The 10,055-nt window shown below is 72.6% G+C and carries 11 protein-coding genes; 2 read left to right on the top strand and 9 right to left on the bottom strand.

The genetic code is table 11. The features are described 5' to 3' along the window. Positions 1-204 precede the first annotated feature (204 nt). On the top strand, positions 205-846 hold the full coding sequence (locus IE209_RS31155) for an alpha/beta hydrolase family protein (protein ID WP_189690746.1): 642 nt from the start codon (positions 205-207) through the stop codon (positions 844-846). 28 nt (positions 847-874) lie between these two features. On the opposite strand, the gene IE209_RS31150 is transcribed toward IE209_RS31155, so the two are convergent. The 5 genes from IE209_RS31150 to IE209_RS31130 all read right to left on the bottom strand — a co-directional run bounded on the left by IE209_RS31150 (position 875) and on the right by IE209_RS31130 (position 4,812). Next, positions 875-1,537 (bottom strand): ChrR family anti-sigma-E factor, encoded by a 663-nt coding sequence (locus tag IE209_RS31150; RefSeq protein WP_189690745.1) that lies wholly within the window; start codon positions 1,535-1,537, stop codon positions 875-877. Then, a complete protein-coding gene (locus IE209_RS31145) occupies positions 1,534-2,181 on the bottom strand; it encodes a sigma-70 family RNA polymerase sigma factor (RefSeq protein WP_189690744.1) in 648 nt (215 codons plus the stop codon). Before IE209_RS31145 ends, IE209_RS31150 begins: the two co-directional genes overlap by 4 nt. A gap of 34 nt (positions 2,182-2,215) precedes the next feature. Beyond that, the gene (locus tag IE209_RS31140; RefSeq protein ID WP_189690743.1) at positions 2,216-3,145 is read right to left on the bottom strand and encodes a ZIP family metal transporter; all 930 of its coding nucleotides are present in this window, start codon (positions 3,143-3,145) and stop codon (positions 2,216-2,218) included. Positions 3,146-3,204: 59 nt separating this feature from the next. Beyond that, positions 3,205-4,173 carry a ferritin-like domain-containing protein gene (locus tag IE209_RS31135; protein WP_189690742.1) on the bottom strand — a complete coding sequence of 323 codons (969 nt, stop codon included), beginning with the start codon at positions 4,171-4,173 and terminating at the stop codon, positions 3,205-3,207. Positions 4,174-4,407: 234 nt separating this feature from the next. Continuing rightward, entirely contained in the window at positions 4,408-4,812 is a 405-nt protein-coding gene (locus IE209_RS31130; protein WP_189690741.1) for a RidA family protein, read from the bottom strand. 125 nt (positions 4,813-4,937) lie between these two features. Here IE209_RS31130 and IE209_RS31125 point away from each other — a divergent pair, with 125 nt between their 5' ends. Continuing rightward, positions 4,938-5,861: a LysR family transcriptional regulator gene (locus tag IE209_RS31125; protein ID WP_189690740.1), complete on the top strand. Its 924-nt coding sequence runs from the start codon at positions 4,938-4,940 to the stop codon at positions 5,859-5,861. Between the two features lie 12 nt (positions 5,862-5,873). Here IE209_RS31125 and IE209_RS31120 read toward each other — a convergent pair whose 3' ends face one another. The 4 genes from IE209_RS31120 to IE209_RS31105 all read right to left on the bottom strand — a co-directional run bounded on the left by IE209_RS31120 (position 5,874) and on the right by IE209_RS31105 (position 9,906). After that, on the bottom strand, positions 5,874-6,374 hold the full coding sequence (locus IE209_RS31120) for a GAF domain-containing protein (RefSeq protein WP_189690739.1): 501 nt from the start codon (positions 6,372-6,374) through the stop codon (positions 5,874-5,876). 108 nt (positions 6,375-6,482) lie between these two features. Beyond that, complete coding sequence (locus IE209_RS31115; RefSeq protein WP_189690738.1) at positions 6,483-8,105, bottom strand: ATP-binding cassette domain-containing protein; 1,623 nt, start codon at positions 8,103-8,105, stop codon at positions 6,483-6,485. After that, positions 8,102-8,959 carry an ABC transporter permease gene (locus IE209_RS31110; RefSeq protein WP_189690737.1) on the bottom strand — a complete coding sequence of 286 codons (858 nt, stop codon included), beginning with the start codon at positions 8,957-8,959 and terminating at the stop codon, positions 8,102-8,104. Before IE209_RS31110 ends, IE209_RS31115 begins: the two co-directional genes overlap by 4 nt. Then, a complete protein-coding gene (locus IE209_RS31105) occupies positions 8,956-9,906 on the bottom strand; it encodes an ABC transporter permease (protein WP_189690736.1) in 951 nt (316 codons plus the stop codon). Before IE209_RS31105 ends, IE209_RS31110 begins: the two co-directional genes overlap by 4 nt. Positions 9,907-10,055 lie beyond the last annotated feature (149 nt).

Here is a 10,055-nt window from a genome sequence, read left to right as displayed (position 1 = left end):
GCGCCTTGTGCGGACGCTGGCCGACGCGGTATGCGCCTGTGCTCCCACAGGCCGGCCGCACTGCAGCTTCATACAAAACCCGGGTACCGCCCGTCGACGACGGCCCGCCTTCACTGCAATCCGGCCCCACGGACCGCCGTGGCGCCACAGCCACGACACGCGTCCATGTCCCGTCCTGCAAACGCAACGAAATCACCCGCACTGTTGGTTCTTCCGGGATGGGACGACGATGGCAGGCGCCAGTTCGACGCGCTGCAGTCGCAGCTCGCCCCGTCTGGCTGGTTGTGCCGGCGTGCAGACATCCCCGACGCCGACTGGCCGGCCGAGGCGCGCGCGCGCATCAGCCGCGACCAGGCGCTGCAGCGCGTGCTGGAGGACTACATGAACCTCGCCGCCGTGCGCGGCGTCGCGCGCAACCGCCTCGCCCTGCTCGGCTTCAGCTTCGGGGCGTACATGGCAACCTTTCTCGCCGCGGCCAAACCGGCACGGCTGCTGGTGCTGCGCTCGCCGGCGATCTACCCCGACAGCGACTGGAGCACACCCAAGGAGCAGCTCGATGCGCAGGCGCTGCGGGAGTACCGCTCCGACCCCCTGGCCCCCGACCAGAACCGTTCGCTGCTGTGCTGCAGCCAGTTCACGGGGGACGTGCTGCTCATCGACTCCGGCCAGGACGAGCAGATTCCGCCGCAGCTCATCGACAGCTACGCGCGCGCCTTCCGCCGCGCGCGTTCGCTGACCCGCTACACGCTGGCCGGCGCCGACCACGCGCTGACGCGGCCGGCCTGGCAGCGCGAGTACCACAACGTGCTGGTGGAATGGTTGAACGCGCGCATGCGCCGCGCCTGAGGCGCACGGCACCCGGGGCGGCGCGACCTCAACCCAGGCCGCCCAGGCGCGCCAGCAGCCGGCCGTAGAACGCGTCGAACTGCAGCCGCCCCTGCACGGCCGTCAGGCACACGCACTCGCCGGCCGACTGGACCACGGGCAGGTGCTGCACGCCCCGGCCCGGCGCGTCGAAGTCGCCCGCATGGAACTGGGCCCGGCCGTCGTGGAAAGCGCCGCACAGCACCTGGGTCAATTCGCGCCCGCTGTGCGCATGCCGGGGCAGGTACTTGCCCGGCGCCAGGCGCAGCAGGAACACGGTGACCGCGTCGTCGCCGGCCAGCCGCACGCGGCTGTAGTGCATGCCGGGGCCGATCCAGCGCCAGGGCGCGATCTGGCAGCCCGCCACCGCCGACGGCCAGGCCTGGCCCTGCGGCAAGGGCGGCGGGCCCTGCCACGCTGCGGGCTTTGCCGTCTCGGCAGCCGGTGCGTCCAGCGCGGCCATGGCCTGGTCCAGGGCCCGGGCCTGCAGGGGGACGGGCTGCGTCTCCTCCAGCAGCAGGCCGCCGGCGGCCTCCAGGGCACCGGCGTAGGCGGCACACCGCGCGCAGCGTTCCAGGTGGACCGCCACCACCAGCGCCAGCCCCGCCGGCAACCGCCCCGCCGCATGCGAGAGCAGCAGCGCGTCGGAAGGATGGTGGGTGATGCGTGTCATGGCGTGGGTCCGCCATCCTGCAGGGCGCGCCGCAGATGCGCAAGCGCTGCACGCATGCGCGACTTCACGGTGCCCAGCGGCAGCCCGAGGGTGCTTGCGATGCTGGTGTGGGGGCGGTCCTCGAAATAGCACAGGCGCAGCACCTGCGCCTGCTCCGCCGGCATGGTGCGCAAGGCCGCGCGCATGCGGGCGCACAGCTGCGCCGTGTGCAGGCGCTCGTCCAGGGGCGGCGCTTCGTCGGCCACATCGTCCAGCTCGACGGCATCGGCACGCGCCGCTGCCGCGCCCTGGCCACGCAGGCGGTCCACGCGCAGGTTGCGGGCGATGGTGAACAGCCAGGTCCCCACGCTGGCGCGCTCGGCATCGAACAGGGCGGCCTTGCGCCAGAGCACCAGCAGCGTCTCCTGCGCGATGTCTTCGGCCTGGCTGGGCTCGGTGCCGGAGCGGATCAGATAGCCCTTCACGCGCGGCGCGTAGAAGGCGAACAGCTGGGCGAAGGCCTGGCGGTCCGCCAGTTCGGCCACCGCCCGCATCCAAGCCAGGACTTGCGGCTGGACGGAAGGATCGCCCGGCGCCACCAGCTGCAGCGCAGTGCGCGCCTGCGGCGGCTGGCGTGGCGGACCATCGTGGTGCGCATCGGCCATGGGCGGCTCCCGCAGCGGATCGGGCCGGCGCCGGTCAGGCCAGCGCGGTGTCCAGCACCATCATGAGGATGAAGCCCAGCATCAGCCCGCAGGTGGCCCAGCGCTCATGCCCGGCGCGGTGCGACTCGGGAATGATCTCGTGGCTGATGACGTAGAGCATCGCACCCGCAGCGGCCGCCAGGCCCCAGGGCAACAGACTGGCCGACAGGCCGATGACGGCCGCGCCGAAGACCGCCGCCACGGGCTCCACCAGACCGGACAGCACGCCCAACCCCGCCGACCAGGCCCGGCCGTAGCCCACGCCGCGCAGCGCCAGCGCGACGACCATGCCCTCGGGCACGTCCTGGATCGAGATGCCGGTGGCCAGGGCCAGCGCGCCGAGCGGCTCGGTGCCCGCATAGGCCACGCCGATGGCCAGGCCTTCGGGCAGGTTGTGCACGGCGATGGCCAGCACGAACAGCCAGACGCGCTTCATGGCGCGCGCCTGCGGCCCTTCCAGGCCCTTGACGAAGTGCTCGTGGGGCACGACACGGTCGACCAGCAACAGCAGCAGTGCGCCGGCCGCGATGCCCAGGCCCACGGTGCCGGCCGCGCCCCAGCTGCCGGCGCCCTGCTGCCGCGCGGCGGTCAGGGCCGGGATGATCAGCGAGAAGGCGCTGGCGGCCAGCATGACGCCGGCGCCGAAGCCCAGCATGGTGTCGTGGCTGCGCTGCGAGAACTTCTGCGACAGCAGCACCGGCAAGGTGCCCAGCGCCGTCGCCAGGGCCGCCATGCCGCCGCCCATCAGTGCGCCCTGCACGCCGGGGCTTTGCATCCAGGGGCCTTGCAGCAACTGCTGCGTCCACAGCGCCAGCGCCCCGAGCACGATGGCCAGCCCGGTCAGATGGCGCCAACGCCAGCGCAGCCGGTCGGCGCGTGGCAGGGCGGCGGCATGGGCCGCAGAGGGTCTGTGCAGGATGTCCATGGTGCGTCCTCGTCCGGGATGGAAAGTCCGGGCCCCGCGTGTGCGGGGTCGGTCCTGGCTCAGGCCAGCGCGCTGCTCAAGGCCAGCGCGCCGTTCACGCCGGCGGGGTAGAAGCCGCCGCGCGAGACCGCGCCCGGGTTCAGGTAGACGATGTTGAGCACGTCGCCGGGGCTGCGGCTGAAGGCGATGCCGTTGGCATCGGTGGGCACGATGTTGGAGCGGTCGTCGGCGCCGCTCACGCCCTGGTCCACGTCACTGCCGCCGTCCAGGCTGTCGCGTGCGTTGGAGATCGCGTCGGCGGCCGTGCGCAGCGCCGGCGCATCCACGCCCTTGGCGTAGAGCGCGGTGCGCACCAGGCCGGCGTGGTAGGCCTCCACGGCCAGGATGCCGGCAGCGGCCTCCAGGAAGGTCTTGTTCTGGATCAGCGGCGAGGCGCCCTTGTAGGCCGTGACGCCCACGTCCTCGAAGAGGAAGGCGGCGAGCAGGAAGTTCTCGTCGCTGGCGTAGGGATCGAAAGCCTGGCCGGCGGCCACCAGACCCGCCGCGCGCGCTGCGCTCGAGAACGCACCGTTGGGATCGGCGCCGATGTCGATGGCCGGCTGCGCCACCGCGGCCGAGCCCAGCGCCTGGCGCAGGAAGGCCACATGGGCGATCTCGTCCTGCGCGATCTCCTTGGCGTACTGGCGCACCACCGGGTCGGTGAAATTGACCGCACGGCCGCCGGTGACGGCGCCCTGCGTGCCGGTGCCGCCGAGCTGGGCGGCAGGCAGGCCGGTTCCGGTGGCCGCGTAGGCATAGAACTGCGCTTCCAGATACTCCAGGTTCAGCGCGAAGTTCAGCACGTCGGCATCGGACACCTCGTTGGCCTGGGCGTTCGAGTCGCCCGACCCTCCGCCGCAGGCGGCGAGGATGCCGCCCCCCGCCATGCCGACCGCGAAGCCGCTCGTCTTGCGGAAGAAGGCGCGCCGTTCGGCACGCCGCATGGCGATCCCGTCGACCTGCGCGCGCGTCAGAAAGTAACCCAGCATGGCTTGCTCCTTTCGGGTGGGCACGCGCCGGCATCGGCATGGCGCCACCGTGGGTGGCACCTGCGCGAGCGCGCAGGCGCAACCAGGCAGCTGCCGCTTCCACGCCCTGGGCGCATCCGGCAGCACACCCGGTCACTGCCTGATACGGAGCCTGGCGCGGCGCGGACCGAAAGCGCCATGTAGGACAAGACGCCGACATCGCCAGCGGGCGCCGGCGGCGTCGCGCCGGGCCCGTCAGGCCGGCGCGCCCTCGGGCAGCTTGGCGATGACCTTGATCTCGAAGTCGAAGCCGTACAGCCAGGTCACGCCCACGCAGGTGATGTTGGGATACGGCGCCTGGCCCCAGTACGCGGGCACGACGGCCCAGATGCGCTCGAAGCGCTCGGCGGGATCGACGATGAAGACCGTCACGTCGACCACGTCGTCGAAACTGCAGCCGGCCGCTGCGAGCACGGCGTTGAGGTTCTCGAACGCGCGGCGCACCTGGGCTTCGAGCCCGGGCTCGGGCGAGCCGTCCTCGCGGCTGCCGACCTGGCCGGAAACGAACAGCAGGCCGTTGGAGCGCACGGCGGGCGAGTAGCGGTTGCGCTCGTACAGGGCCTGGCGGCCGGCGGGAAAAACGACGTCACGTTGTGCCATGGGGATGCCTTGGTGGATGGGTTGGGATGCAGGCACTGTAGGAAGCCACGGCCGCGCGATCAACGCGCAAGTCCACCCACCACTGTTCGTAAACTCCAAACAATCCCGATCCCACCGGAGCCCGCATGGACCGTTTCGATGCGATGCAGGCCTTCGCCCGCGTCGTGGAAGCCGGCAGCTTCACCAAGGCGGCCGACACGCTGCACATCAGCAAGACCAGCATCACCCAGCTCGTGCAGCAGTTGGAGGCCAGGCTGCGCGTGAAGCTGCTGAACCGCACCACGCGCCGCGTGCACCTCACGGCCGACGGCGCGGCCTACTACGCGCGCGTGCTGCGCATCCTGGCCGACGTGGAAGAGGCCGAGACCGGGCTGGCCAGCGCGGCCGCGGTGCCGCGCGGGCGGCTGCGCGTGGACGTGCCGAGTCCGCTCGCGCGCATGCTGCTGGTGCCGGCGCTGCCGGACTTCCATGCGCGCTACCCGGAGATCCAGCTGGACATGGGCGTGAGCGACCGCCGCGTCGACCTGGTCGGCGAGAACGTGGACTGCGTGCTGCGCGGCGGCCACATCGCCAACCCCTCGCTCATCGCCCGCCACGTGGCCGACCTGCAGCTGGGCGTGTACGCGGCACCGGGCTACCTCGCGCTGGCGGGCCGGCCCGAGCACCCGCGCATGCTGGAGGACACGCACCACCGCATCGTCGGCTTCCTGTGGGCGCGCGCGGGCAGGACCTTTCCCTACGCCATGCGGCGTGGCGACGAGCAGGTCCACGTGCAGGGCCGCTACGCCTTCGCGGTCGACGACGGCAATGCCTACCTGGCAGCGGGCCTGGCCGGCCTGGGCGTGCTCTGGCTGCCGGACTACATGGCCAGGCCGCACCGCGCCAGCGGCGAACTCGTGCCGCTGTTCGAGGACTGGCAGCTGGCGCCCATGCCGCTGTACCTGGCCTACGCGCCGAACCGGCACGTGGGCGCCCGGCTGCGCGCCTTCATCGACTGGGTCGTGGCGCTGCTGGCCGAGCACACGCCGGTCGGCCGGCCGCGCACCTGAGCGCCTCGGCGGCTACAGGTAGGAGGGTAGGAGCTTGGCGGTGAACTGCAGGCAAGCCAGTTCCTCGTCGGAAATCGACTGCTCGACCATGTCGAAATGGCACAGCGTGCCATGCAGTTCGCCTCGGTCGTTCAGCAGCGGAACGCCGTGGTAGGACATCACGACGCCCTGGAACGGGCTGTAGTCCAGCCGGCGGTCCTGGGCGGTGTTGTCGGTCAGGAAGAAGCCCTCGCGCAGCACGATCTGGCAGAAGCTGTCCTTGAGCACCACCACCTCCAGCGCTTCGGGCTTGACCTCGCCGAGCTTGTCGAACATGTGGGTGTTGCGCAGCAGCTCGCCGTCCAGCGCGAAGATGCCCGAGTAGCGGTGCGCCACGCCGGCGTTCATGACGCGCAAGGCCTCGTCGATGCCCCCGGAACTGAACGCCTGCGCGATGGCGGCGGTCCGCGCCGACGGTGGGTCGCGCAACAGCGCGGCCGGAAGCGAGCGGAAGGTGGACGTGGAAAAGTGCATCGTGGTGGCCGCGGAAGGAGAAAGCTCCATTGTCCGCTGTGGGCATGACGGCCCTGCGCGCACGAGACGCCGGTGTTTGGGCAGCCGGCGCAACGGCCCCCCCCACCCCTACGCAGGCAGCCGCGCCACGGCCGCCAGCAATTCCCGCGTGTAGGGATCGCGCGGGTGCGTCAGCACCTGGTCGGCCGTGCCGATCTCGCGCAGCGCACCGGCCTGCAGCACCGCCACGGCGTGGCTGACCTGGCGGATCACGCCCAGGTCGTGCGAGATGAACAGGAAGGCCGCGCCCGTGTCGCGCTGCAGCGTGGCGATGAGGCGCAGCACCTGCTGCTGCACCGAAACGTCCAGCGCCGACACGGGCTCGTCCATGACGACCAGCCGTGGCTCCACGGCCAGCGCCCGCGCGATCGCCACGCGCTGGCGCTGCCCGCCCGACAGCGTGAGCGGCCGGCGCGACGCGAGCGCCGCAGGCAGCTCCACGCGCGCGAGCCATTCGGCCACGCGCGCCTGCAGGCGCGCCCTGGGCTCACGGCCGAAGCGCAGCGCCAGCGCCTGGGCCAGGATGGTGCCGACCGTGTGCCGCGGATCGAAGGACGACAGCGGATCCTGGTAGACGAACTGGACGGGGCGCGCCCGGCCGGCGGCCGCGCGCTGCAGCAACGGTCCCCAGCTGACTTCGCCGGCGCTGGGCGTCTCCAGTCCGGCCACGATGCGGGCCAGCGTGGTCTTTCCGCTGCCGGACTCGCCCACCAGGCCCAGCGTGCGGCCCGGATGCAGCACGAGGTCCACGCCGCGCACCACCTCGCGCGTGCCGAAGCGCTTGCGGATGCCCTGCAGGCGCAGCAGTGGCGCGTCGGCGGGCCCTGGGGGTTCTGCCGCGGCCGTGCCGCGCGCCGCTCCGTCCAGCCGCGGCACGGCGTCGAGCAGCGCGCGCGTGTAGGCATGGCCGGGCCGGCGCAGCACCGCGTCGGTGGGCCCGGACTCCACGACCTCGCCGCCGCGCAGCACGAGCACGCGGTCGGCCAGCCGCGCCACCACGCCCAGGTCGTGGCTGATCAGCAGCAGCGCCGTACCGGCGTCGCGCAGCGCGCGGAACAGCGCGATGATCTGTTGCTGCACAGAGGCGTCGAGCGCCGTGGTGGGCTCGTCGGCGATCAACAGCGGCGGGGCACCGGCCAGCGCGCTCGCGATCAGCGCGCGCTGGCGCTGGCCGCCCGAGAGCTGGCCCGGGTAGGCGTGCAGCCGTTCCGTGGCGTCATCGAGCCGCGCGCGTGCGAGCAGCTCCAGCACGCGGGCCCGGGTGGCCGAGCCGCCCGGCCCGCCGGTGGCCCGCACGGCCTCGGCCAGTTCCTGACCGACCGTGCGCAAGGGGTCGAGCGAGACCAGCGCATCCTGCAGGATGTAGCCGACCTCGCGGCCGCGCACGCTGCGCCACTGGCGCTCGCGCAGGCCGCGCAGGTCGCGGCCACCGAGTTCCAGCGCCTCGGCACGCAGGCGCGCGCCGGCGCCGTGCAGGCCCAGCAGGCTGCGCGCGGTCACGCTCTTGCCCGAACCGGATTCGCCGACCAGCGCCACGCAGCCGCCGCGCGGGATGTCGAAGCTCACGCCGCCCACGGCCTGGCGCCACTGCCAGCCCTGGCGGAAGTCCACGGCGAGCTGCCGCACGCGCACGAGGGGCTGGGCCGCAAGAGGCGCAGCGCCCTGCGCCGCCTGGTCGGGCAGCAGCCTCATGCCCTGCCCTCCGCACGCCGCTGCAGCCACTGGCCGAGCACCGTGGTGCTGGCCACGAACACCGTCAGCGCCGCGCCCGGGAACACGGCGGCCCACCAGCCCATGGTCAGGAAGCTGCGCGCATTCGTCAGCATGGAACCCCATTCGGGTGCCGGCGGCGGGCTGCCCAGGCCCAGGAAACTCAGGGCCGCGCCGGCCAGCGTAGCCCCGCCCAAGCCCAGCGTGGCGATGGTGCCCACGGGCCGCAGCGCGTTGGGAATGGTGTGGCGCCACAGCACGGCGGCCGGCGACAAACCCAGGGCGCGCGCCGCCTCGACGAAGGGCTCGGCGCGCGTGCGCAGGGCCTGGGCCCGCACCACGCGCGTGTAATAGGGAATGCCGGCCACGCCGATGGCCAGCGCGGCATGCAGCACGCCGCTGCCGAACAGCGCGACGATGAAGATGGCCAGCAGCAGTTCGGGGAAGGCGGCGCCGATGTCGGTCAGCCGCATCACGATGGTCGGCGCGTAGCGGCGCGTGAGGCCGGCCACCAGGCCCAGCGCCGAGCCTACGCTGACGGCCAGCGCCACCGCGCCGAAACCCAGCGCGAGCGAAGAGCGTGCGCCGTGCACCACGCGCGTGTAGACATCGCGGCCGATCTGGTCGGTGCCGAAGGGGTGGGTGGCCGAAGGCGGCGCCAGCAGCGCGCTGCGGTCGGCCGCCAGCGGGTCGCCGGGCGCGAGCAGTTCCGGCCACAGCGCCGCCACCACGAACAGCAGCACCGTGGCCAGGCTCAGCGCGGCGAACAGGTCGCCGATGCCGGGCCAGCGCAGGGCCGGCAGTGCGAGGCCGGAGGGAGCGGCGGCCGATGTCATGCCGCAGGCGCCGCGTCGATGCGGTGGTCGATCAGGATGTAGGCCATGTCGATGAGCGTGTTGATGGCGATGAAGGCCAGCGTGCCGACGATGACCAGGCCCAGCACCAGCGGCATGTCCTGGCGTGTGACCGCGTTGACGAGCAGCCGGCCCAGGCCGGGGCGGCCGAACAGGGTCTCGGTGATGGCGGCGCCGCCCAGCAGCGCGCCGAATGAGAAGCCCAGCATCGTGAGGTAGGGAATCACGGCATGGCGCAGCGCATGCTGGAGCTTGACCTGCAGGCGCGACAAGCCGCGCGCGCGGGCCGTGAGGATGAAAGGCTGCTCCAGCACCTCGTCGAGCGCACGCCGCAGCACCTGGGCCAGCGGCGCGGCCGTGGGCAACGCGATGGTCAGGGCGGGCAGCACCAGCGAGCGCAGGTCGCCCGCGTCGAGCAGCGGGAACACGCGCCACTGCACGGCGAGCACCAGCATGAGCAGGAAGCCGACCCAGAACACGGGCGTGGACGCCAGCACGAGTTCCACCGCGCTGGCCAGCGCGCTGGCCGTGCGGTGTCCGGCCGTCAGCAGCGCGACGCCGGCCGACAGCAGGACGGCGAACAGGCTGGCCAGGCCGGCCAGCGCCAGCGTGGGCAGCGCCTGCTCGGCGATCAATGCCAGCACGGGCTGGTCCTGCGCATAGGAGATGCCGAGGTCGCCCCGCACGAGCCGCCCGAGGTAGAGCAGGTACTGCACGACGAGCGGCTGGTCCAGGTGGTACTCGGCGCGGATCGCGTCCAGCACCTCCTTGGTGATGGCAACGGCATCCTGCCCTGCCCCCGCGATGACCAGCGCCGGGTCGGTCGGGACCAGACGCAGCGCGAGAAACGCGAACGTGGCCGCGCCCCAGAGCGTGAGCAGCGCGAGGCCGAGCCGCCGCAGCAGGAGGGTGCCGCGTGCCTCACTCACCGGCTTCTCCAGGCAAGGCGCATCCCGATCTCAGCGACGTCGGGCGGGCAACGGTGCCGAGGGCCGCGGAGCAGGCCACACCAGCGACATCCGCGGATCTGGCTTGTATGGTTGAGGTGTTGGGGTGGAGGGCCTGAAATACTGGAAAT

The sequence above is a fragment of the Pseudorhodoferax aquiterrae genome (genome assembly GCF_014652235.1).
Taxonomy (GTDB): domain Bacteria; phylum Pseudomonadota; class Gammaproteobacteria; order Burkholderiales; family Burkholderiaceae_C; genus Pseudorhodoferax; species Pseudorhodoferax aquiterrae.
The sequence above is the reverse complement of the archived record's forward strand: the minus strand, read 5'-3'. Positions and strand labels throughout refer to the sequence as shown.